The sequence below is a fragment of the Ruegeria sp. genome, from assembly GCF_028066395.1.
Lineage (GTDB): Bacteria > Pseudomonadota > Alphaproteobacteria > Rhodobacterales > Rhodobacteraceae > Ruegeria.
In genome coordinates, this window is record NZ_JALCBM010000003.1 from 20,311 (window position 1) to 43,294 (window position 22,984).

Below are 22,984 nucleotides of genomic sequence, written 5' to 3' on the forward strand. Positions count from 1 at the left end.
TCTTATGGCTTTGGAGTATTTTACGATGATTACGGTCCACACGAATTCCGACGGTGCGCTGATCGAGGTCGAATTGTCCGGCGAGGTGACCAGCGCGGATTACGCTGCGACTCTGGTCCCCGCGATTGAGGATGCGCTGAAGGAACATGATGCGGTGCGGCTGCTGGCGATCGTGATGCCGGAATTCAAGGGCTATGATCTGGGGGCGGCCTGGTCGGATACCAAGCTGGGGCTCAGCCATTGGCGCGGGTTCGACCGGATCGGGGTGGTGGCCGATCAGGGGTGGGTTCAGACCAGCATCCGGCTGGCGGCGCCGATTCTGCCCTGTCCGGTGCAGGTCTTCGGGATGAATGATGTGGAAGAGGCCCGGCGTTGGATTCGCGAATCGCTGGGTGCGATTCACGTGACTGATCTGGGCGGGCCCTGTGTGCAGATCAGCCTGATGGGCAAGCTCGATTCCGAGGAATATGCGCAGGCGCAATCCGATCTTGATGCGCTGCTGCGTGAGCGTGACGGGTTTCGTCTGCTAATTGATCTGCGGGAATTCGATGGCTGGCAAGGGCTTACGGCAATGGCCGCGCATTTCCGGCTGGCGGCGGGCCATATCGGCATGCTGGATCGTGCCGCGATTGTCGGGGACAAGAACTGGCAGAAGATGGCGCAACGCATGGCCAGCCATGTCCTTGGTACACGAACGCAGTATTTCCCGGCGGAAGAGTTCGAAAACGCCAAGTCATGGCTTGCGGCGGGCTGACCCCAAGGGAATGTTGTTTTTCAACAGGTTGGGGTAACAAATTTCATTCGAAATTTGTTTGGCTCTTGGCCTGAAGGGGCATGTGCGGTTGAGCTGTTGGAAAGTTGACGTGAGGGAATGCATCCTAACAGGGGATTTCGTCTTGAAGATTTGATCAAAAGACGACAAAAGCGCGGTCGCTCGCTGCATGGAATTTTATGCGTCAGGCGGGCGTTGTGAACGTACCGTGTCGCTGTGGGTTGCCACTCAACTACCAAGTGTTCCGGATTTCCCCCCCTCAAAACTTCGGAACTGACCCACAGCGACAGCGGTCTCAAAGATTTTTGGCTGCTGAATGAATTATCTCTCTATGTGGAAGCGCGTTTTCCGAAAAAAGACGCTGGTTGTTTCGATACCAGCGGAGCTGAAACCCGTGCGAAAAGGACTGGCGCAACCAACCAGCCAGGAAGAGCTTGTTGAGCTGTTTGCGATCGATCTGCGCGCGCATGAGGAATTGCGGGCCGAGACGGCGCGAAAAACGGATGATCCGGTGCGTTGATCGAACCGGGGTTCAGGACCCGTTCAGGCGTCCTGCGCGACCGCCACGGCGTTTGGCCAGGCGGGGTTTTCGGTCCGGCAGGTCCTGCATGATTTCAGCCCGTTCCGAGCTGTCCATTTTGGACCAGCGCGCAATCTCGTCAATGGTGCGATAGCAGCCGGTGCAGATCCGTTCGGTCGGGTGAACGACACAGATCTGGACGCAAGGGCTTTCGACCTCGTTCCGTTTCCAAACCATATTTGTCATCCGCGTGTTCCGATCCGTTACAAAAAGCGCAACCTGTCCAGCGCTCCTTGCAGGATATAGCCTGCCGCGACATGATCGATAACCTGTCCGCGACGTTTTCGTGTCGTATCCGCCTCGAGCAGTGCCTTTTCTGCCGCAACGGTGCTGAGCCGTTCGTCCCAGAACCCGATAGGCAAATCGGTCAAACGCGACAGATTCCGGGCAAAAGCGCGGGTGGATTGGCAGCGCGGGCCTTCGGTTCCGTCCATATTTTTGGGCAGGCCCAGAAGGATGCCGCCGATCTCACGATCCGTCACAATCTCGATCAGGCGGGCGGAATCGAGGGTGAATTTCTTGCGCCGCACCGTTTCCAGCGGGCTGGCCACGCCGCGCATCCGATCCGAGACCGCAACGCCGATGGTCTTTTCCCCCAAATCCAGACCCATCAGCGCGGTCATCGGGGGCAGGGCGGTGGCGAACTCTTCGAATACGTCGTGGATCATTGCGCGATACCGGCCTGAAGCGCTGCGGCGTCGATGATTTGCAGGGCGGCGGTATTGTCGGCGAAAACTGTCATCGCCTCATCCCGGATGGCAATGGCGCGTTCGGCCTGTCCCAGCACGCCCAGGGCTGCGATCAGGCGGGCCCATTCCTCAGGCGCGCCGCCTTCGGTGGCCAGACGGTCCGACAGTTGGTCCACCATGCCCTGGATCATCTCCTGCCGTTCCTCGGGCGTGAGGTCGGCGGCGGCCTGCATATCCTCGTCGGACGGGCCGGGGGCGGTGCTTAGGCTTGGGGCATTGAAGACGCCTGCACGGAAAGCCAGATCGTCGATCTGCCCCCGGATCGCCTGCACCCAGGGCGCCCCGGGCGGGGAATCGCGCAGGGTGTCCGCCCACATCCGATAGGCCAGATCAGGCCGCCCGATCTGCGCCAGCATCTGACCCCAGTAATACCGCGCCGGACCCAGGCTCGGGTCCTGTTCCAGCGCCTGCCGCAGCGCCGCCTCGGCCTCGGGTGAGATATAGCCGCCCGCCGCAAGGATCATCATCTCACCCAGATCCGCATAGGCGGCGGCCGGCGCCGCATCACCGGACAGGTCAATCACGCGCTGCTGCGCCGTGTATCCGGCCTTGAAATTCCCCGCATTGGTTTCGTGCTGCGCCAACAAGCTGTGCCCCTGCAGATCGTCGGGGCGTTCGGCCACCGTATCGCGCAACTGTGTCAGCAGGGCGGCATAGTTGTCTTCCAGTTCCGGCGTCTGAACCGGGGGGGCAAGCGCCTCGGCCTCGGCCTGGCTGGGGCGGCTTTCCCGCAGCTCTTCGGCCAGTTCCAGACGTGCCGAGAGCGGCATGTCGGGAAACCCGGCGGCCCCCATCTGGCGATACATCCACAGCGCCCCACCGATCAGCAGCACGGCCATTCCCAGCAGCGCAATCCCGGTGACCACGCGTGACGGACCAGCGGCTGCAGCCTCACCACGCATCTGGGCGTCAGCCGCCAGAATACGGCGCGAGATTTCGGTGCGCACCCGTTCCGCATCGCCTTCGCCAATCACCCCGCGCGCCAGATCGCGATCGACGCTGGCCAGTTGCTCGCGATAGACCTCAAGGTCATAGGCGGCTGCCGGCTGACCGCCTCGACGGCCGCGCAGCATGGAAAATCCCAGAAACCCTGTGATCAGCAAAGCGATCAGAAAGATGAGAACCGAGAACGTCATGGTCCCTCCGCAATGGTTGCCTTGACTTAGACCTGTCGGGGCAATGAAAAAAGGGACAAATGGCCGCGAGGGGCGCACATGTCGCAATAGCGCATTATTGCGGCGTTGTGTGGCACAGGTAAACTGTCGCCACGCGGCATATCTGCGGCCAATCACCCGAAGACCGGACGGATTCGCACATGAGACATTATTCAGCTTTTGCCGTGGCGCGTGAGGCGCTGCGCTATCACACCGGATGGGAGCGCGCCTGGCGGTCGCCCGAGCCGAAAAAGCGTTATGACGCGGTGATCGTCGGCGCCGGGGGGCACGGTCTGGCAACGGCTTATTATCTGGGCAAGAATTACGGCATCCAGAATGTTGCCGTGATTGAAAAGGGCTGGCTGGGCGGTGGCAATACCGGGCGGAACACGACAATCATCCGGTCGAACTATCTGCAGGACCCGTCCGCCGCGATCTACGAAAAGGCGCGCAGCCTGTACGAGGATCTGAGTCAGGATCTGAACTACAACATCATGTTCAGCCCGCGCGGCGTGATGATGCTGGCCCAGACCCAACACGAGATTCGCGGCTATCAGCGCACGGCGCATGCGAACGCCTTGCAAGGGGTGAAGACCGAGTGGATCACGCCCGAACGTGTCAAGGAACTGGTGCCGATCATCAATCTTGACGGCCCGCGTTATCCGGTTCTGGGCGCGCTGTGGCAGGAACGCGGCGGCACCGCGCGCCACGATGCGGTGGCCTGGGGCTATGCCCGGGCCTGTTCGGCCATGGGGATGGATATCATCCAGCAATGTGAGGTCACCGGCGTCCGGTCGGAAAATGGCCGGGTTGTGGGGGTCGAAACCTCCAAAGGTGCCATCGAATGCGACAAGCTGGGTATTGTGGTCGCGGGCCATTCCGGTCAGTTGGCCGAGATGGCGGGCTTCCGTCTGCCGCTTGAGGCGATTGCGCTGCAGGCGCTGGTCTCCGAGCCGATCAAGCCCTGCATGGACGTGGTGGTGATGGCCAACACCGTGCACGGCTACATGTCGCAATCCGACAAGGGTGAGATGGTGATCGGCGGCGGCACCGACGGGTTCAACAACTTCACCCAGCGCGGGTCCTTCCATCATATCGAGGAAACCGTCCGCGCGCTGGTCGAAACCTTCCCGATGATTTCGCGCCTGAAAATGCTGCGCCAGTGGGGTGGGATCGTGGACATGACCGGCGACCGGTCTCCGATCCTGTCGAAAACGCCTTTGGGCGGATGCTTCATCAACTGCGGCTGGGGCACAGGCGGCTTCAAGGCCATTCCGGGCTCAGGCTGGGGGATGGCGCAACTGATGGCCACGGGCCATTCACCGCTGACCGAGGCGTTCTCGCTGGACCGTTTCAAAGAGGGCCGCTTCATCGACGAAAGCGTCGCCGCCGGGGTTGCGCACTAATGGAGATTTTTCGTCGAAAAATCTCAGCCAGAGTTTTCGTCGAAAACTCTGTGCCCCTGAAGAACCAAATTTCGGCTGACCTCAACCATCAGCCAGCCGCCAAAAGGATGACCTCATGCTGATCCTGAATTGCCCCTATTGCGGCGTGGACGCCGAAGAAACCGAACTGGCCGCCGGTGGCGAAGCGCATCTGAAACGCTTCGGTCCGGGCTCGTCGGATGACGAATTCCACGACTATCTGTTCATGCGCGAAAACCCCAAGGGCGTGCATTTCGAACGCTGGCGCCACGCCAATGGCTGCGGCAAGTGGTTCCACGCCGCGCGCTGCACCCAGACGCTCGAAGTGTTCGGCACCTATTCGGCCCAGACCACCGAGCCGCCGCAAGAGATCAAGGATGCCATTACCGCCAAGCGCCCGGGATGGGTGTGGAGAGACTTCTCCTGATGCTTCATCTTTTCAAAAATACTCCCGCCGGAGGCCCAGACGCCTCCACCCGCGAAAGGTCCGCACCATGAGCACCCGCCTCGCAAAACAAGGCCGTCTGATCGACCGGTCGAAACAGGTTACCTTTACCTTCAACGGCACCTCGATGCAGGGGTACGAGGGCGACACGCTTGCTTCGGCCCTGCTGGCCAATGACCAGATGATGATGGGTCGGTCGTTCAAGTATCACCGCCCACGCGGCGTGGTCGCCAGCGGTGCCGAGGAACCGAACGCCCTGGTCGGTCTGGGGCAGGGCAGCCGGTTCGAGCCGAACCAGCGCGCCACCACGACCGAGTTGTTCAACGGCCTGACCGCAATCTCGCAGAACCACTGGCCGAATCTGGAGTTCGACATCGGTGCTGTGAACACGGCGCTGGCGCGGTTCCTGCCTGCTGGGTTCTATTACAAGACGTTCATCCATCCGAAACCGTTCTGGAAACACGTCTACGAGCCGTTCATCCGTCAGTCCGCCGGTCTGGGCAAAGCCCCGGATAAGGAAACCAAGGATGCCGACACCTATGAACATTTCTACGCGTTCGCCGATGTTCTGGTGATCGGCGGCGGTGTTGCGGGGCTGCAGGCGGCCAAGGCCGCAGCGGCATCCGGTGCCAAGGTCATGCTGATCGAACAGACCGCCCATTGGGGGGGACGCGCTCCGGTCGATGGCGGCACCATTAACGATGAGCCTGTGGATAAGTTCGTGGAACAATTGGTTTCTGAACTCGAAACAATGGATAACGTCACCCTACGCACCCGTTGCATGGGCGCGGGTGTCTATGACCACGGTTATGTGCTGGGATACGAGCGTCTGACTGACCACAAACCGGGCACTCAAGGCCCACGCCACCGCCTGTGGCGCATTCGCGCGAAACAGGTCGTCACCGCCACCGGTGCCATCGAACGTCCGCTGTCCTTCGCGGGCAATGATGTGCCGGGCGTGATGCTGGCCTCAGCCATGCGCGACTATGTGGTCAACTGGGGCGTGACCCCGGGCCAGCGCGTCATCGTCGCCACCAATAATGACGACGCCTATCGCACCGCGATCACCCTGAAACAGGCCGGAGTGGATGTGCTGCGCGTTGTAGACGCACGAGCTGCCGCCGGGCCGCTGGCCGAAGAGGCACGTCAGCTGGGCATCCGCGTCGATCCCGGCAAGGCTATTGCCAAGGTCAAGGGCGGCAAGCGCGTCAAGAAGGTTGCGATCTGCAACCAGGACGGCATCGGCGGCGCCCGCGAAGAGGTTGAGGCCGATGCGGTCGCCATGTCAGGCGGCTGGTCTCCGGTTGTGCATATGTGGTCCCATTGCGGTGGCAAGCTGATCTGGGATGAGGCACAGGCCCATTTTCGCCCCGACCCGTCGCGCCCGCCTCTGGGGGCCGATGGCGAAGGCTTTGTTCTGGCTGCCGGGTCCTCGAACGGGCCGCTGGCGCTGGGCGAGGTGCTGAGCGATGCGCATGCCGCAGGCAAGGCCGCAGCCAAGGCTGCCGGGTTCAAGCCGAAGAACATCAAGGCTCCGACAGGCGAGGCCACGACCGAGGCCGCAATGGAACCTGTCTGGCTGATGCCCGCCAACGCTGATATCCAGCTGCGCATGAAATCCTGGCTGGATTTCCAGAACGACGTCAAAGTATCCGACGTTCAACTGGCCGCGCGCGAAGGCTATGAAAGCGTTGAACATACCAAGCGCTACACCACGCTGGGTATGGCGACTGATCAGGGTAAACTGAGCAACATCAATGGCTTGGCGATCCTTGCTGATGCATTGGACGCTGAAATCCCCAAGGTCGGCACCACCACGTTCCGTCCGCCCTATACCCCCATCTCGATGGGTGCGATTGGCGGCGAAGCGCGCGGGGATACCTTCCAGCCGATCCGCCAGACACCCATGCACAACTGGCACGACAAGAACGGCGCCGATTGGGAGCCGGTCGGCCACTGGCGTCGGACATACGCCTATGTGCGCCCCGGCGAATCGGTGCATGATGCGGTCAATCGCGAGGTGAAGAACACCCGCGAAAACCTCGGCCTGCTGGATGCCTCGACGCTGGGCAAGCTGATCGTCAAGGGCCCGGATGCGGGCAAATTCCTCGACATGATGTACACCAACATGATGTCCACGCTGAAGGTTCGCAAATGCCGCTATGGCCTGATGTGTTCCGAGAATGGCTTCCTGATCGACGACGGTGTTGTTGCGCGGATCGACGAGGACACATGGCTGTGCCACACCACCACCGGCGGGGCCGAGCGTATCCATGGCCACATGGAAGAGTGGCTGCAAACCGAATGGTGGGACTGGAAAGTCTACGTCGCCAACGTGACCGAGCAATACGCGCAGGTCGCCGTGGTCGGCCCCAACGCCCGCAAGGTTCTCGAAAAGCTGGGTGGCATGGATGTCAGCCGCGAAGCGCTGCCCTTCATGGAATGGCGCGACGGCAAGATAGGTGACTTTGACTGCCGCGCCTATCGTATCTCGTTCTCGGGTGAATTGTCCTACGAGATCGCTGTGCCCGCGTCGCAGGGTCAGGCGTTCTGGGATGCCCTGATGGAGGCAGGCAAAGAGTTCGGCGTGATGCCCTACGGTACCGAATGTCTGCACATCCTGCGGGCCGAGAAGGGCTTTATCATGATTGGGGATGAGACCGACGGTACGGTCATTCCGCAGGATCTTGGGTTGCACTGGGCACTGTCCAAGAAGAAAGAGGACTACCTTGGTAAACGCGCGCAGGAACGCAGCCATATGGCCGATCCTGAACGCTGGAAACTGGTGGGTCTTGAGACTGTGGATGGTTCGGTTCTGCCCGACGGTGCCTATGCGGTGGGCGAGGGGATCAATGCCAACGGTCAGCGCAACATGATCGGGCGGGTGACCTCGACCTATTACTCGGCCAATCTGGGCAAGGGCATCGCCATGGGGCTGATCAAACATGGCCCCGACCGGATGGGCGAGATTGTCGAATTCCCCGGAACCGATGGCAAATCCTACAAGGCAAAGATCGTGGACCCGATCTTCTTTGATAAAGACGGGGAGAAGCAGAATGTCTGAACCCATCAGCGCACTGAACCACGCCAGCTATGACGGCATCGCCAGGGTCGAGGAATGCGGCCTGCAGGGCATGATCACCCTGCGGGGCGATCTGTCCGACAAGGTGCTGGCCAAGGCCGTCAAGGACGCAACTGGCCAGAAAATGCCCGCTCAGCGTGAGGCTCTGGTCGATGGCGATACCGGCGTTTGCTGGATGTCCACCGACGAATTGCTGGTGCTTGTGCCTTATGCCGAGGTTGAGGCCAAACTGGCGGCGATGGCAAACGCACTCAGCGGCACCCACGCGCTGGCGGTGAACGTCTCGGACGCCCGCGCGGTGTTCCGTATCTCGGGGGCAACTGCGCGAGAGGTGTTGGGCAAACTGTCCCCGGTCGATCTGTCGGCCGAGGCCTTTCAACCCGGCCAAATCCGCCGCTCGCGCCTTGCACAGGTGGCGGGCGCGTTCTGGATGGATGACGCGGAAACTTTCCGTGTTGTCTGTTTCCGTTCGGCTGCGGATTATGCGTTCAACCTGCTCAAGATCGCGGCGCAGCCGGGCAGTGAGGTTGGGGTCTACTGAGTTGCCATGATTAACTGAACTTCTCACGCATCACGTGTGGCGCTCAGCCGCACGAATTTACACGATTTAAAAAGCGTTCCATGTTGATCCGTGGAGCGTTTTTTTGTTTGTTGATATACAAACAGGAGTTGATTCATGATTAAAAAGCTTTCCTTCGCAACCGGACTGTTCTTCGCGTTGACCAACACAGCTATGGCTGACCTGACGATCTATGATTGTACGCCATACAACATCGAAAAACAGTATGGTTGGATATCCGAACGCATCATCGTAATTGTCGACGAAGAAACAAAGTCCGCCTCTGTGCTGGATGGGTACATCCAATATGTGCACAAAGAACCGATTGCCGTGTCCTATTCCGAACTCAAAAATGGAAAGTTCCGCGTGCAATGGAGCGTTTCCGGAATCCCGGTGCGGGGGAATGCAAAGGGCAGCGCGTCTTGGAGCGCTACAGTCAGCCCAAGCAAAGCTGAAATGCAGGTAAGGGCGACAGTTGCCGGTTTTGACAATCGCCCCAGAGGGCATGGTAAATGCGAGGTTAGCCGAGAGCAGTGAGCGCTCTTTCGAAAATCTAAATTCTCTCTGAGAAAAGCGCCGAGACCCCAAAAGCGGGATTTCAGCGCTCTTTCTCAGGTGGCTATCCTAGCTTGATTTCAAGACGCAACTTCCAGTCCCGAAGGGTTTGTTCGATGCGCTTGTGTTTGCAAAACTGGCTCGAATTCTGACAGTGTTCTGTTTTGTATCAAGGTTGGCCTGATACTTCATCCGCAGATTCTGACCGTCGCTCGCACGCAATGTGACATTCCAAAGAATTCGGTATTCGCCGTCATTGCGCAGTTTGTACTTGGCGTCGGTCCAGTCGTGATAGTTGCTATGAACTTTCGCATCGCGCCCGGCAGTATTTATCTGAAAGCTGTAATCAGGCGGGACCCATCCAAGCCCTGACTCTTTGGTGATTTTGCATTCATATGTGGCCGTCGATGCAGCCGCTGCCTGAATGCCAATGATGCCTGCTATCAAAGTTGCAATCGAAATCTTCATTTATCGCTAACCTTACTCGTTTTCCGTCCCGACAGTTCAACAACTGTGGCGTGAGCCGCGCAAGTCAAAAAACACGTTTTGGTGATCACATTTTTCGGGACCGTGTCAGCTGATCAAAAGGCTTTGGTATTTCAGCAATTCAGGTTTCTGGAGAAGCTTTTGAAGATCTATTGGTTGCCCCGAGGCAGACTTGAAGCTTGTATAAAAAGACAGGCTTTCAAGTAACTCGCGCGTCTGGTCGAGCCTTTTTTCGTCAGGCAGAAGCGGCGAGTGCAATGACAAATACAGCGCAGGCCGCACTGTTTCGAGCCATTCCAAAAGCGTCGGCAACACAAAGAATTCCGCCCCCTCGATATCCATCTTGACCAAAGACACCTCTGACAGATCATTCGCCGCCACGAACTGATCCCAGGCGATGGTCAATGCGTCGCTGCCGTGGTCTCCATCATGCAGAAGCGAGCTTGTGGAATCGCCGCGTTCACCCCGGACCGAGGCCATTCGGGCGGTGCCGAACCTGTCCGAAAGCGCCACGCCAAAGGCTGACACGTTTTGAATATCGTTCAGATCGAGGTTCCAGGCCAGATGGCGGAACGCGGTTGGGTCGGGTTCAAAGCACCACACATGGCGTGCCTTGCGGGCACCATAGAGGACGGTGGGCCCGATCCACGCGCCGATATCCAGATAATCGCGTTCCGGCGACAGGTGCTTGTCCAGAACCGCAAATGTCTCGGGCTCCCACGCGCCGGCGGATGCCTTGCGCCAGAATTTCGAATGGTAGGGGTCCAGGCGGAAAGGTTCTCCGTTCAGGTTGCCCGCATAGTATCCACGGGCGCGGTAGAACATCTTGCGCGCTTTGGTCAGCATCGCCTGCCTCCGGGTTTTCTTGTCTCGGCCCTTGACCTCGTGGCGATGCCAAAGCATTAAAACTTGGGAACGCAACTTATATTTAAACAGGGGGCCGAGATGGCTTTTGAACTTCCTGATCTTCCTTATGCACATGACGCGCTGGCAGCCAAGGGCATGTCCGCCGAAACACTGGAATATCACCACGACCTGCACCACAAGGCCTATGTCGACAACGGCAACAAGCTGATTGCGGGCACCGAATGGGACGGCAAGTCGCTGGAAGAGATCATCGTTGGCACCTACGACGCGAATGCGGTGGCGCAGAACGGTATCTTCAACAACATCAGCCAGCTGTGGAACCACAACCAGTTCTGGGAGATGATGGGCCCCGGCGCGGGCGCCATGCCCGGTGAGCTGGAAAAGGCGCTGACCGAAAGCTTTGGTTCGGTTGACGAATTCAAATCGCAGTTCAGCGCCGCTGGTGCCGGTCAGTTCGGTTCGGGCTGGGCATGGCTGGTCAAGAACGCCGACGGCTCGCTGGCCGTGACCAAGACCGAGAACGGCGTGAACCCGCTGTGCTTTGGTCAGACCGCGCTGCTGGGGTGCGACGTGTGGGAGCATTCCTACTACATCGACTTCCGCAACAAGCGCCCGGCCTATCTGTCGAACTTCCTCGACAATCTGGTGAACTGGGAAAACGTTGCTTCGCGCATGTGATCCGACACAGGAATGTATTTCTGGGGCCTGTCAGCGTCATGCTGGCAGGCCCTTTTTTGTCTGCACAGGACGTCCAATGGGCAAACTGCCTGTAACAGCCACCAAGAGGCTGCGTTTAGGAAAATGAGCTTAGAACACCCCGTCGCGAAGCGAGCCTAATCTTGGTCGAGCTGCTTGGATGGTTCAATTCCCAGCACGCCACGCAAATCTTTTCGTGTGCTGTCAACAAAATGAAACGCACGCCATCCGCACTCGATTGCAGCGGGGACGTTCTTAGGGCAGTCGTCGATCAGAAGCATCCGTTCCGGTTCAACCCCCAATGTATCTGTGACGTGCCTAAAGAAGGCCGGGTCCGGTTTGCGTACACCCATGCGACCTGAGGCGAACAGGTGTTCCACCCGGGCCGAATACCCCATCTCATTTTCGATGTAACTCGCGCCGCGCGCCTCATTATTGGTGACGATGATCTGCCGTATGTTCTGGCCGTGGAGTATATCCATTACCGCTTCGACTTCGGTATCTGGAAGCGCGTCATTCTCAAACCAATAGGTGAGCACTGTGTCGGCTCCGCCGGTGTAGCCGACCTGTTGCGCCCAATCTTCGATGCGGTCGCGCAGGTCCACTTTGCCAGTGATCACATCATCAAACCCGTTGCGAAAAATTTGGGTTGTGAAGTCATCAAGGGAAAAGCCGATGTCAATTTCAAACCGGTCGGCCCAAACGAAGCGCCCATCCACAATGTTTCGGTTCAAAACGCCGTCGAAATCCCATGCGACAATTGTTTTTGGGTCAAGTGTTGCCATGCCGTTGAGCCTAGGGGAGCGTCACAGCAAAGGCCATAGGCGGGTAATTGGATGGGGAGAGAGGGTTGGCGATCAAGCTGTCCCGGTGTTCCGGTGGAAACCTGCCGATACGTCAAGTTTCGATCTGAAACCTCTTGTGAGCCCCCCGGCAGTACCTAGCTATACTATGCGGAAGGAGAGAGCCGCCAACCAATAAAAGACCTGCCGAACCCGCGTGCGGAAAACTCGTCCGCGCGCAGCGGTTGGTTTGTGTCTGACACAACGAGGGAAGCCAGTTCAGCCTTTACAGGAGATCACAATGGCAGCACTTGAACAGGGAACATGGGTCATCATCGCGGATGGTGAAAAGGCTTTGGTGATGGAGAATGTCACCGACGCGCAGGACCCCAATCTGGTGGTTGTATCGGTCGAAGAACCGGACACCCGTCAGACAAAGCCCAGCGACCGGGCCGGGCGTCGCTATGATGGCGGGCCAAGGCAGAAATCGGCGGTCGAGGAAGATACATGGAAATCCCATGCCAAGTCGCTGTTCGTGCAGGACGTGGCCAATCTGTTGAACCGAAAGGGGCTGAAAGGGGCCTATAAGCGGCTGGTTCTGGTCGCCAGCCCGCATGTTTTGGGCCTGCTGCGCCGCCGCCTGCATACCGAGGTGCTGGCCAAGGTTGTGGCCGAGGTCGACAAGACCCTGACCAATCATCCCCTGCACAAGGTCGAACGGATACTCAGCGCCAAACTGGCCAGACCTGCCTGATCTTCTGAACGAGCGGCGTAGGTCGCCCGTTTCACCCCAGCATGTCACGCAGTGTGGACATGGCAGCCTCGGGGCTATCGACCCAGGTGATGAAACCGGCCAGTGAGTCGTCGGCAAAGCCCTGATCAATCACCTGCTCCAACAATCCGCGCAGCGCGTCCCAGTAACCATCGACATTCATCACCAGAATGGGTTTGTCATGCAGGCCCAACTGGCGCCAGGTCAGCGCCTCGAACAGCTCGTCCAGTGAACCGGGGCCGCCGGGCAGCACCATCACCGCGTCGGCGTTCATGATCATGACCTTCTTGCGCTCATGCATGGTTTCCGTGATCACGAAACTGGTCAGGTCGGTCTTGCCGACCTCGCGCTGTAGCAGGTGCACCGGGATCACGCCGAATGTGTCGCCACCTGCGGATTGGGCGGCACGCGCGACTTCGCCCATCAGGCCCACATCGCCAGCGCCATAGACCAGCCGCCAGCCCTCTGCGGCCAGCATCGTGCCGAAGTGCCGGGCCGCCTGCGCATAGGCCGGGTTCGCCCCGTTACGTGACCCGCAATACACACAGACGGATTTCTGGGACATGGAAGGGTGACTCCGGGCTTGTATTACAGGTTTTGACCCCTGATAGCGGGATTGATAGGTTGGCTCAACCGTCACGCAGAATGTGTGGAAGTCAAAGCATTTGCGCTGCGGAGTGAAAGGGAAAGAATGGACGCGAAGTCTGGAAGCGGAAGCTTCGGCAGATTCATCTGGGGGGTGATTGCCGGTATCGTCGCATTGGTCGCTGCAGGCGCGCTGTACCTTGGCGGCTTTTTCGAAGCTGAAGAGGTGGCCGAGGCCCCGACCACCGAACTGACCCCGCCCGAAGAGGTGGTGACCGAGACCGTCGAGGTGGCGGAAGACGCCCCACAGGACACCGAACAGACCGAAGCGGTGGACATCCCTGCGGAGGCCCCGACCGAAGACACGGCTGAGGAGCAGACCGCCGAGGTCCAACCCGCCCCTGAGGCTCCGGTTCTGGATCAGATCTTTGTCGAGCGCGACGGCAACACCTTGTTGTCCGGCACCGCCCATCCGGGGGCTGATATCGCTGTGTTGCTGGACGGCGTGCCGGTGCATGAGTTCACCGTCGATGATACCGGCGAATTTGCCGTGTTCCTGACGCTGCCTTTTGCGGACGCGGCCCGGGGGCTGGCGATGGTGATGCAGGGCGATCAGCCGATCCGCTCGGACGACTATCTGATCGCGGCCTTGCCCGCACCTGAACCGGAAGATACTCCGATCGAGGTGGCGGAAGCCCCCGAAAGCGCGGAGGCCGAACCCGAAGTGCCGGTTTCTGATGTGCCTGCGACTGAGGAGACAGGGCCAACCGAAGATGAGCCCGCCGAGCCCGAGGTCGCAAGCGTCGCACCCGCAGACGCCACCGAACAGGCCCCAACGGATACCACGCCAACGCCTGCTGAAGACGTCTCGGACGTCGAACCGGACCAGCAGGTCGCCATTCTGCGGTCGGGCGAAGATGGTGTTGAGCTGGTTCAACCTCCCGCAGCGCCCTCGACGCCCGAACAGGTGGCGCTGGACACGATCGGGTACTCTGCTGAGGGCGAGGTGCAACTGACCGGGCGCGCAGCCGAAGGATCAGCGGTGCGGCTCTATCTTGACAACCAACTGGTCGCGGACCTGCCCGCCGGGGACGGCACATGGCGGGGTGAGCTGGATGGCATTGACCCGGGCGTCTACACCCTGCGCGTGGATGAGGTCGATACGGACGGGACCGTCGTCAGCCGCCTTGAGACGCCGTTCAAACGCGAACCGGTCGAGGTTCTGCAAGTGGCAGGGGCGGATGACGAGACCGAAGAAACACCGCCGATCCGGTCGGTCACGGTGCAGAAGGGCGATACGCTCTGGGCCATTTCGCGGGAACGGTTCGGCGACGGCATTCTGTATGTCAGGCTGTTCGATGCCAACCGGGATGCGATCCGCGACCCGGATCTGATCTATCCCGGGCAGATCTTCACGATCCCCGAATAAACGCATGCACCCGGTCCCGGTTCGGGGCCGGGGCCAATCTCTGACCGCAGTTCAGGTACGTGAAGAGGTGACCATCGCCGATGTCTTCTGACGACACATCCCTGCCGGACGAGCGCCGCTCGGGCTGGCGGACGATCCGCAAGGTGGCGCCCTATATGTGGCCCGAGGATCAGCCATGGGTGAAGCGCCGCGTGGTGCTGGCGATGGTGATGCTGGTGCTGGCCAAGCTGATCGCGGTCTATACGCCGATCCTGTACAAAGGCGCGGTGGACGCGCTGGCGGGCGAAGGCGTGCCGCCGGTGGCGCTGGGCGCGGTGGGGCTGACGGTGGCCTATGGTGTGGCCCGGATGATGACGGTGGGCTTTCAGCAGCTGAGGGATGCGTTCTTTGCGCCGGTGGGCCAACGCGCGCTGCGGGCACTGGCGCTGGAGACGTTTCAGCATATTCACCAGCTTTCGATGCGCTATCATGTGACCCGCCGCACCGGCGGCCTGTCCCGCATCATCGAGCGCGGGGTGAAAGGCGTCGAATTCCTGCTGCGTTTTCTGCTGTTCTCCATCGGCCCGCTGATCCTTGAACTGCTGCTGGTGGCGATCATCCTGATGTGGCTGTTCGATGTCTGGTATCTGGTCGTCGTCGCCGTCACCATCGCTCTGTATATCTGGTTCACCTTTGCGGTGACCGAATGGCGCGTGAAGCTGCGGCGCGAGATGAATGATCAGGATACCGAGGCCAACCAACGCGCCATCGACAGCCTGCTGAACTTCGAAACCGTCAAGTATTTCAACGCGGAACAGCGCGAAGCTGAGCGCTATGACGTGTCGATGAAGGCCTATGCGGGCGCGGCGTTGAAAACTGCCTATTCGCTGGCCTTCCTGAATTTTGGGCAATCCTTCCTGATCACCTGCGGGCTGATCGGCGTCATGGTTCTGGCGGCGCTGGGCGTGCAGAACGGGTCGCTGACCGTGGGCGATTTCGTCATGGTCAACGCCTATATGATTCAGATCACCGTGCCGCTGAACTTTCTGGGCACGGTCTACCGCGAAATCCGCCAGTCGCTGGTCGATATGGGGCAGATGTTCGATCTGCTGGAACAACCCGCCGAGGTCTCTGACAAACTCAAAGCACCCGACCTGAACGTGACGGGCGGAGAGGTCACGCTGGAGGGCGTGCATTTCGGCTATGAGGCGGGTCGCGAAATCCTCAAGGGTGTGTCCCTGACCGTTCCGGCGGGGCAGACCGTGGCCATCGTGGGGGCCACCGGATCGGGCAAATCCACCATCGGGCGGCTGCTGTTCCGGTTCTATGACGTGACCGGTGGTGCGCTGAAGATCGACGGGCAGGATGTACGCGACGTGACCCAGACCAGCCTGCACGCCGCCATCGGCGTGGTGCCGCAGGACACAGTGCTGTTCAACGACACGATCCGTTACAACATCGCCTATGGTCGCGAGGGTTCGACCCAGACCGATGTGGAAGCCGCCGCAAAGGCTGCGCAGATTCATGACTTCATCGTCTCGCTGCCCGAAGGCTATGACACCAAGGTAGGCGAACGGGGCCTGAAACTGTCAGGGGGTGAGAAACAGCGGGTCGGCATTGCGCGCACCCTGCTGAAGAACCCGCCGATCCTGTTGCTGGACGAGGCGACCTCGGCCCTCGATACCGATACCGAACAGGACATCAAGGATGCGCTGGCCCGCGCGGGTGAGGGGCGCACGGTGATCACCATCGCGCATCGCCTCTCTACCATTGCCGAGGCTGATCAGATCGTGGTGCTGGAAAGCGGCGAGATCATCGAGCAGGGCACCCATGACGATCTACTGCAGCGCGAAGGGCGCTATGCCCAGCTATGGAGCCGCCAACAGGCAGATACTCAGGCCGCGTGATCCGTGCTATGCTGGGGCATTGGTTGTCGGAGGGTTTCTGATGCGTGGATTTCTGCGAATTGCATTTGGTCTGGCTGTACTGATTGCCCCGGTCGGGGTGGCGGCTGATCCCATCGTCGGCATCTGGAAGACCGAACCCGACCGCAAGAACCTGACCTCTCACATCCAGATCACGGCCTGCGGGGACAAGTTCTGCGGGCAGGTGCTTTCCGCCTATGACGCGGCGGGCAAGGAAGTGCAGACGCCCAATATCGGCAAGAAACTGTTCTGGGATGTCGCCAGCGAGGGTGGGGGTAAATATGGCGGTGGTGAGTTCTGGGTGCCGGTGATTGATGTCGATGTCACGCCGCAGATGAACCTGTCGGGGAACACGCTGTCGGTGCGGGGCTGCGAACATGTCGTCTGCGGGCATCAGACATGGACGCGGCTCAAGCCCTGATCCGCGCGGGGCCACGCAGCGACATTTCGACACTGGTTCCGCGATGTTAACAGGCATTTCAGGCGGGCACGGTGGTGCTGGGCTGCATGAAATCGCCCGCGCCTGTTGGCTATTTGGATTGGGCAGGTTTTGCCGCGCAGATCGGCCTTCAACCATCTGTGAATTGGCACCCGGTGACGTAACGTAAATTCTAATTGACCGGATGCGCGGATTGCATAACACCAAGTCACAGCACGCAACCCGCGTGAGTTGAGCACCACAAAGAGAAAGAAACCTTATGAAGAAGTTTTTTGCGGCACCGATCCTTGGTGCCCTGCTGTGCGCATCCGCAGCGCAGGCCGATGATCTGACATTTCTGCTGGTCAATGAAAGCACCGCCAACCTGATCGAGTTCAACGTCTCTCCGGCCTCGTCAGCCCGGTGGCAAGGCAACCTGCTGCGCGGCGGTGTGCTGGCCGCGGGGTATGAGGTCGACGTTCTGGTCGCCGACGGGCTGACCACCTGCATCTACGACATCCGTGGGCAGTTTGGTGATGGCTCGGTCGCCGAAGATTACAACGTCAATCTTTGTGATTTGGGCGAATACGCCTTTTCGGACTGATCCCCGGACCGGAACTGAAAATGGCGAGCCCTGCGGCTCGCCATTTTTTATTCTGCCGCTTTCAGCGGAGAGGAGGGGGGATCGCCCCGATCCTTTTCCGACCCGCTGGCCTCATCCCCGTCCCAGACAATCTCGGTCGTCTGCACGTTGCGAGCGGATTTGCCGATGGCCATGTCTTGCGCGATCTGGCTGGACCGGCCCGCAGTGGCGCGCGCCAGAAGTTTGCCCAGCCAGATGATATAAGTGGTTACCCAGACGCGCAGCGCCAGCAACGAGGGCGTCACGATCAGGGTCAGCACGGTTGCAATGCCCAGCCCGAACACCACCGCCGTGGCCAGCTGTTTCCACCACAGCGCGGTCGGGCTGTCGATGGAATAGCCGCCGCCGATGAAATCCAGCGACAGACCGAACATCATCGGGGTCAGGCCCGCCATCGTGGTCAGCGTGGTCAGCAGAACCGGGCGGATACGGGCCTCGGCGGTGCGGATGATCGCCTCGATCCGGGGCATGTACTGGCTGTATTCCTGATAGGTGTCGATGAGAACAATGTTGTTGTTCACCACGATCCCCGCCAGCGCCACGATGCCGGTGCCGGTCATGATGATCGAGAACGGCTGTTGCATCACCATCATCCCGATCAGCACGCCCGTGGTGGACAGAACCACCGCCAGCAGCACCAGAACCGAGTTGTAGAACGAGTTGAACTGCGCAAGCAGGATCACGAACATCAGCCCCAGCGCGCCCATGAAGGCGTTGACAAGGAAGGCACCGGATTCCTCCTGCTCTTCCTGATCACCGGTCCATTCCCAGGCGACCGCGCTGCCAAAGGGATCGGTGTTCAGCCATTCGGTCAGCACCGCGATCCGTTCGTTCGGATTGATCAGAGCAAACCGCGCGTCACCACCATCGATGACCGTCTGCAGCGCGCCGGTATTCTCGGCGCCGGTCAGTTGCACCAGCTCATATTCGGTGCCATCGGAGCTGGTGATCACAGTGTTGGTCGGGGTGATCCCGTCGGTCACCGCGCGCACGACTGCCAGCCGTTCCTCACCCCCGTCAGGGCCATCGATGACGACCTTGCTCAGCCCTGCTTCGACATCGGCTTTGACGTCATAATAACGCTGCTGGTTCACGCGGTCGATCTGTGCCAGCTTGGCGACCGGCTGACGGGTGACGAAGTTCGACAGCGGCACCAGCCCGTCCGGGGTTCGGACCTTGAGCGTGTCCAGCGTGGACAGCACCCGGTCATCCTCGGGCAGGCGGACGCGGATCTCGATTTCTTCATCGTTGTTTTCGGGGCGCATCTCGCCCAGCAGGATGCCACGCGTCACCAGTTGCACCATCGCGCCCACGGTGGCCACATCGGCACCAAAGCGGCCCGCCTTTGCAACATCCACGTCGATCTGCCAGTCGATGCCGGGCAAGGGCAGGGTGTCGTCGATCTTGATCAGGCCGGGGGTGGCATCAAATGCCGCGCGGGCGGCGGCGGTGGATGCGGTCAGTTCCTCCCACCCATCGCCCTTGATGCGCAGATGCACCGGCTTGGACGAGGCGGGACCCTGTTCCAGCGCCTGCAAATCCACGACAAAGCCGGGCAGGGTGGCCAATTCGGTCGACAGTTCCTCAAGCACATAATTGCCGTCATATTCCGGTGCGATCACCTGCCGTTCGAACCGGCCACCCGCGACGGGTTCCGAGACGGTCGGACGGTCTTCCCAAGGGATGATCTCGAACTGGACGCGACCCACCGTGTCAGCGGGGGCGTCGGCACCGCCATCGTTCTGGTTCAGCCCGCCTTCACCGGCGAAAGAGAAGACGTTGATCACTGCCGGATGCGCGCCGATGATCTGTTCGGCGGCCAGCACCATTGCATCCTTTTCCGCCAGCGACAGGTTGCCCCGCGCCCGGACATAGGCCGTGGCCTGTTCCGGTTCGCTTTCGACAAAGAACTCGACCCCGCGCGAGTTTTGCGGGAACAGGATGAAGGCGACCCAGAAGACGGCTGCAAACACAACAGCCAGTGACACAACCGGCATTACCGGATTGCCGACCAGGAATTTGACGACATAGCCAAAGAGCGTGTGTTCCTTGGCGGTGTGCACCTGTTCCTCGACCTGACGTTCGATCTTGGCCGCGCTCAGGGTGACCGATCCGGCGAAGGCACCGAACAGGAACAGCAGCGCACCGGCAATTGATCCGCCGGGCAGCAGGTAGTTCGGGTTCAACATCTGCATCGCACCGAGGAAGATCATATACAGTGCCGGGGGCACCATGACTGCGCGCGCCCACCACGGTGTACGGGCCCGCAACCAGTCCGAGGTGCGGTCGAACACGCGGCTCAGCCGCCCCGAGACACCGCCCATCACCGGCAGGTAGATCAGTGCCACTACCAGCGAGGCCGACAGCACGAAGATCAGTGTGACCGGCAGCATCCCCATGAACTCACCCGGGACACCGGGCCAGAACAGCATGGGCAGGAAGGCGCAGAGCGTCGTCGCCGTCGAGGAAACGATGGGCCAGAACATGCGCTGTGCCGCCTCGACATAGGCGTGCATCGGGCCGACGCCCTCTTTGATGCGCTTGTCGGCATATTCCACCACCACGATGGCCCCATCGACTAGCATCCCCACGGCCAGAATCAGGCCGAACATCACGATGTTGGAAATGCTGATGCCCATCACGGCGAGGAAGGCGAAACACAGCAGGAACGAGGTCGGGATCGCAAAGCCCACCAGCAGCGCGGCGCGGGTACCCAGCGAAGCCAGAACCACGATCATCACCAGCGCAATGGCGGTCAGGACCGAACCTTCAAGCTGGCTGACCATCGAATCCACGATACGGCTCTGGTCGTTCGAGGTGCCGACATCGATGGCGGTCTGCAATTCGGGCGGCCATTTGGCCTGTTCCGCCGCGATGGTTTCCTTGACCAGCGCCACGGTGTCGATCAGGTTGAAACCCTTGCGCTTGACCACCTGCAACGCCACGGTGGGCTCGCCATCGAACCGCGCCGTGCCTGCGCGGTCTTCGAACGTGTAGTTGATCTGGGCCAGCTCACCCAGCGTCACAACCCGGTCGCCATTGGTCTTGATCGGCAGGCCGTAAACATCCTGCGCAGTCTTGAACGAGGACGGAATCTTGACCGAGAATGTACCCTGGGCCGAGTCGACCTCACCCGCCGCGATCAGCTGGTTGTTGTTCCGAACCACGTTGATCAGTTCATCGGCGGTGACGTTATAGGCCTCAAGCCGCAGCGGGTCGATCACGACCTCAAGCATCTCATCTCGGTTGCCCGCGATCCCGGCCTCAAGCACCGCATCCAGCGATTCAAGCCGTGTCTGAAGGTCCTTGGCGATCCGCGCCATGGTCCGTTCGGGCACCGCACCGGTCAGGTTCACGATGACGATGGGGAATTGGGAAAAGTTGACCTCGTTCAGGGTATATTGTTCGGCCCCGGCGGGGAAATCGCCTTGGGCGGTGTTCATCGCATCGCGCACATCGGCGGTGATTGCGGTCTTGTCCCAGCCAAAGTCGAATTCCAGCGCGATCCCGGCATAACCTTCGGCGGCGGTGGCGCTCATCTCTTTCAGGCCATCCAGATCGGCCAGCTCGGTTTCCATCGGTTTGACCAGCAGGTTTTCCGAATCTTCCGCCGAGATGCCTGGGAAACTGACCGAAACAAAGAGAATGGGGATTTCGATATCCGGCTCACCCTCTTTCGGCAGGTTGACATAGGCAAAGCTGCCCACAACCAGCGAGATCGCGATAAAGGCCAGAACCATGCGGGCCCGGTCGGCGGCCCAGCTGACGATACCTGTCATTGCGACGCTTCCCGATATGTCGGCGCGACGGTCACGCCTTTGGTGACGAATTCCTGCCCGACCACGATGATGTCAGTGGTTTCCGGCAGACCGCCGACCCAGACGCCCTCGGCGGTGTCGCGCAGCAGCTGGATCGGTCTGAAATCAACCATGTCCCCGGCACCGACCGTGCGCACGCCCAGACGGCCTTCATTGTTCAAGGTCAGGGCGGATTGCGGTAGCAGATGCGCTTTGACGCCTTCAGCGGCGATCTGGATATTGGCGGTCTGGCCGTCGCGGATCAGCAGTTCGGGGTTGGGCACGGTGATCTCGACCTCGAACGTGCGAGTGGTTTCATCGGCCGAGCGGCTCAGGAAGGTAACACGTCCTTCGACCTGCAGGCCGGTCACCAATTGCGCCGACGCCATCGAGCCGACGGTGACGCGGTTCACCTCGGTTTCCGGGACAAAGCCCACCAGCTTGATCGGGTCCAGTTGGATTACGGTCGCACACAGCGATCCGGGCTGCATCAGGCTGCCCAGCTCTGCCGTGTCGCTTTCCAGCAGGCCCCGGAACGGGGCTGTGATGGACAGGCGGTCCATCTCGCGATGGGCGGCGGCGACCTCGGCGCTGGCGGCTTCGATACCGGCCTGCGTGGCCTCCAACCCGGCTTCGGCGGATTTGATACCCGCCTGCGCGCTGCTCATCGCGGCCTCACGCGAGATGCGGGTGGTTTCCGAGCCGAACCCGGTTTCCGACAGCTTGCGGGCAGCTTTTAGGTTGATCTCGGCCTCGGCGACCAGAGCGTGGGCCTCTTCCAGACGGGCTTCGGCCTCGGGGACGCGGCTTTTGGCTTCAAGCTCGGCGGCTGTGGCTTCGGCCAGACTGGCGGGGCGGGTGCCCGGGTCCAACTCGCACAGCAGATCGCCTGCTTCGACAAAGGTGCCGCGGCGTTTGGGTTCGGAAATCACGGTCGATGTGGTCTCGGCCAGCACCTCAACCTGGCGGTTTGCCTTGGTTTGCCCACGCAGTTGCACGGCGCTGCCGATCTCGCGCGCGGTCGAGCGCAGGGCGACAACGCCAATCGCATCACCCTGGGCCTGGGCGACATCCTCGGCTCCGGCCTCGGCTTCAGCGGCGGTTTCGGTCTGGTCCTCGCCCCGACCGGCAAACGCAAATAATGCATCACGTTCGAACACGAGATAATACAATGCGGTTACAACCAAAATGGCGTTGACGATTGAAATCAAACGCATGTGGAGCCTTTCCAGATATTACGGCCAGCCTGACAGCAGCATATGCGCTTTGAAATGGGGTCAGGTGC

Annotated in this window: 22 protein-coding genes; 13 read left to right on the forward strand and 9 right to left on the reverse strand. The window is 60.4% G+C overall.

What is annotated here, in order from left to right:
- The first annotated feature begins 25 nt into the window (after positions 1-25).
- The gene (locus MPJ51_RS01540; RefSeq protein ID WP_298381223.1) at positions 26-754 is read left to right on the forward strand and encodes an STAS/SEC14 domain-containing protein; all 729 of its coding nucleotides are present in this window, start codon (positions 26-28) and stop codon (positions 752-754) included.
- Positions 755-1,166: 412 nt separating this feature from the next.
- On the forward strand, positions 1,167-1,292 hold the full coding sequence (locus MPJ51_RS01545; RefSeq protein ID WP_298381224.1) for a hypothetical protein: 126 nt from the start codon (positions 1,167-1,169) through the stop codon (positions 1,290-1,292).
- Between the two features lie 12 nt (positions 1,293-1,304).
- Here the strand turns inward: MPJ51_RS01545 and MPJ51_RS01550 are convergent, their stop codons facing one another.
- From MPJ51_RS01550 to ccmI, 3 genes are read right to left on the reverse strand one after another with little or no spacing between them, the layout of a single operon-like run.
- Complete coding sequence (locus MPJ51_RS01550) at positions 1,305-1,538, reverse strand: DUF1289 domain-containing protein (protein WP_298381225.1); 234 nt, start codon at positions 1,536-1,538, stop codon at positions 1,305-1,307.
- Between the two features lie 17 nt (positions 1,539-1,555).
- Entirely contained in the window at positions 1,556-2,020 is a 465-nt protein-coding gene (gene ruvX / locus MPJ51_RS01555) for a Holliday junction resolvase RuvX (protein WP_298381226.1), read from the reverse strand.
- Positions 2,017-3,237: a c-type cytochrome biogenesis protein CcmI gene (ccmI, locus tag MPJ51_RS01560; RefSeq protein ID WP_298381227.1), complete on the reverse strand. Its 1,221-nt coding sequence runs from the start codon at positions 3,235-3,237 to the stop codon at positions 2,017-2,019. The genes ruvX and ccmI overlap by 4 nt, the downstream gene beginning before the upstream one ends.
- A 179-nt stretch (positions 3,238-3,416) precedes the next feature.
- On the opposite strand from ccmI, the gene MPJ51_RS01565 reads away from it, so the two are divergent.
- The 5 genes from MPJ51_RS01565 (at position 3,417) to MPJ51_RS01585 (ending at position 9,302) form a co-directional block, all read left to right on the forward strand.
- Positions 3,417-4,661: a sarcosine oxidase subunit beta family protein gene (locus MPJ51_RS01565; protein ID WP_298381228.1), complete on the forward strand. Its 1,245-nt coding sequence runs from the start codon at positions 3,417-3,419 to the stop codon at positions 4,659-4,661.
- Positions 4,662-4,776: 115 nt separating this feature from the next.
- On the forward strand, positions 4,777-5,106 hold the full coding sequence (locus MPJ51_RS01570; RefSeq protein ID WP_298381229.1) for a sarcosine oxidase subunit delta: 330 nt from the start codon (positions 4,777-4,779) through the stop codon (positions 5,104-5,106).
- 67 nt (positions 5,107-5,173) lie between these two features.
- Positions 5,174-8,188 (forward strand): sarcosine oxidase subunit alpha family protein, encoded by a 3,015-nt coding sequence (locus MPJ51_RS01575; RefSeq protein ID WP_298381230.1) that lies wholly within the window; start codon positions 5,174-5,176, stop codon positions 8,186-8,188.
- Complete coding sequence (locus MPJ51_RS01580; RefSeq protein WP_298381231.1) at positions 8,181-8,747, forward strand: sarcosine oxidase subunit gamma family protein; 567 nt, start codon at positions 8,181-8,183, stop codon at positions 8,745-8,747. The genes MPJ51_RS01575 and MPJ51_RS01580 overlap by 8 nt, the downstream gene beginning before the upstream one ends.
- 135 nt (positions 8,748-8,882) lie before the next feature.
- Positions 8,883-9,302: a hypothetical protein gene (locus MPJ51_RS01585; protein ID WP_298381232.1), complete on the forward strand. Its 420-nt coding sequence runs from the start codon at positions 8,883-8,885 to the stop codon at positions 9,300-9,302.
- Between the two features lie 87 nt (positions 9,303-9,389).
- Here MPJ51_RS01585 and MPJ51_RS01590 read toward each other — a convergent pair whose 3' ends face one another.
- Together MPJ51_RS01590 and MPJ51_RS01595 are read right to left on the reverse strand one after the other, a co-directional pair.
- Positions 9,390-9,788, reverse strand: a complete 399-nt coding sequence (locus MPJ51_RS01590) for a hypothetical protein (protein WP_298381233.1) — start codon at positions 9,786-9,788, stop codon at positions 9,390-9,392.
- A 105-nt stretch (positions 9,789-9,893) separates the two neighbouring features.
- Complete coding sequence (locus MPJ51_RS01595; RefSeq protein WP_298381234.1) at positions 9,894-10,652, reverse strand: FkbM family methyltransferase; 759 nt, start codon at positions 10,650-10,652, stop codon at positions 9,894-9,896.
- A gap of 99 nt (positions 10,653-10,751) precedes the next feature.
- On the opposite strand from MPJ51_RS01595, the gene MPJ51_RS01600 reads away from it, so the two are divergent.
- Complete coding sequence (locus MPJ51_RS01600) at positions 10,752-11,351, forward strand: superoxide dismutase (protein WP_298381235.1); 600 nt, start codon at positions 10,752-10,754, stop codon at positions 11,349-11,351.
- A 155-nt stretch (positions 11,352-11,506) separates the two neighbouring features.
- Here the strand turns inward: MPJ51_RS01600 and MPJ51_RS01605 are convergent, their stop codons facing one another.
- Positions 11,507-12,154 (reverse strand): HAD-IA family hydrolase, encoded by a 648-nt coding sequence (locus tag MPJ51_RS01605; RefSeq protein ID WP_298381236.1) that lies wholly within the window; start codon positions 12,152-12,154, stop codon positions 11,507-11,509.
- A 298-nt stretch (positions 12,155-12,452) separates the two neighbouring features.
- Between MPJ51_RS01605 and MPJ51_RS01610 the strand changes: the two genes are divergently transcribed.
- Complete coding sequence (locus MPJ51_RS01610; protein ID WP_298381237.1) at positions 12,453-12,905, forward strand: host attachment family protein; 453 nt, start codon at positions 12,453-12,455, stop codon at positions 12,903-12,905.
- A 31-nt stretch (positions 12,906-12,936) separates the two neighbouring features.
- On the opposite strand, the gene MPJ51_RS01615 is transcribed toward MPJ51_RS01610, so the two are convergent.
- A complete protein-coding gene (locus tag MPJ51_RS01615; protein ID WP_298381238.1) occupies positions 12,937-13,488 on the reverse strand; it encodes a TIGR00730 family Rossman fold protein in 552 nt (183 codons plus the stop codon).
- Positions 13,489-13,614: 126 nt separating this feature from the next.
- Between MPJ51_RS01615 and MPJ51_RS01620 the strand changes: the two genes are divergently transcribed.
- The 4 genes from MPJ51_RS01620 (at position 13,615) to MPJ51_RS01635 (ending at position 17,863) form a co-directional block, all read left to right on the forward strand.
- Positions 13,615-14,937: a LysM peptidoglycan-binding domain-containing protein gene (locus MPJ51_RS01620; protein WP_298381239.1), complete on the forward strand. Its 1,323-nt coding sequence runs from the start codon at positions 13,615-13,617 to the stop codon at positions 14,935-14,937.
- Between the two features lie 80 nt (positions 14,938-15,017).
- Positions 15,018-16,823: an ABC transporter ATP-binding protein/permease gene (locus tag MPJ51_RS01625; RefSeq protein WP_298381240.1), complete on the forward strand. Its 1,806-nt coding sequence runs from the start codon at positions 15,018-15,020 to the stop codon at positions 16,821-16,823.
- Positions 16,824-16,863: 40 nt separating this feature from the next.
- The gene (locus MPJ51_RS01630) at positions 16,864-17,262 is read left to right on the forward strand and encodes a DUF2147 domain-containing protein (RefSeq protein WP_298381241.1); all 399 of its coding nucleotides are present in this window, start codon (positions 16,864-16,866) and stop codon (positions 17,260-17,262) included.
- A gap of 277 nt (positions 17,263-17,539) precedes the next feature.
- Positions 17,540-17,863: a hypothetical protein gene (locus tag MPJ51_RS01635; protein ID WP_298381242.1), complete on the forward strand. Its 324-nt coding sequence runs from the start codon at positions 17,540-17,542 to the stop codon at positions 17,861-17,863.
- Between the two features lie 47 nt (positions 17,864-17,910).
- On the opposite strand, the gene MPJ51_RS01640 is transcribed toward MPJ51_RS01635, so the two are convergent.
- Both MPJ51_RS01640 and MPJ51_RS01645 read right to left on the reverse strand, forming a co-directional pair.
- Positions 17,911-21,681 carry an efflux RND transporter permease subunit gene (locus tag MPJ51_RS01640; RefSeq protein WP_298381243.1) on the reverse strand — a complete coding sequence of 1,257 codons (3,771 nt, stop codon included), beginning with the start codon at positions 21,679-21,681 and terminating at the stop codon, positions 17,911-17,913.
- Entirely contained in the window at positions 21,678-22,916 is a 1,239-nt protein-coding gene (locus tag MPJ51_RS01645; protein ID WP_298381244.1) for an efflux RND transporter periplasmic adaptor subunit, read from the reverse strand. Before MPJ51_RS01645 ends, MPJ51_RS01640 begins: the two co-directional genes overlap by 4 nt.
- Between the last annotated feature and the right edge of the window lie 68 nt (positions 22,917-22,984).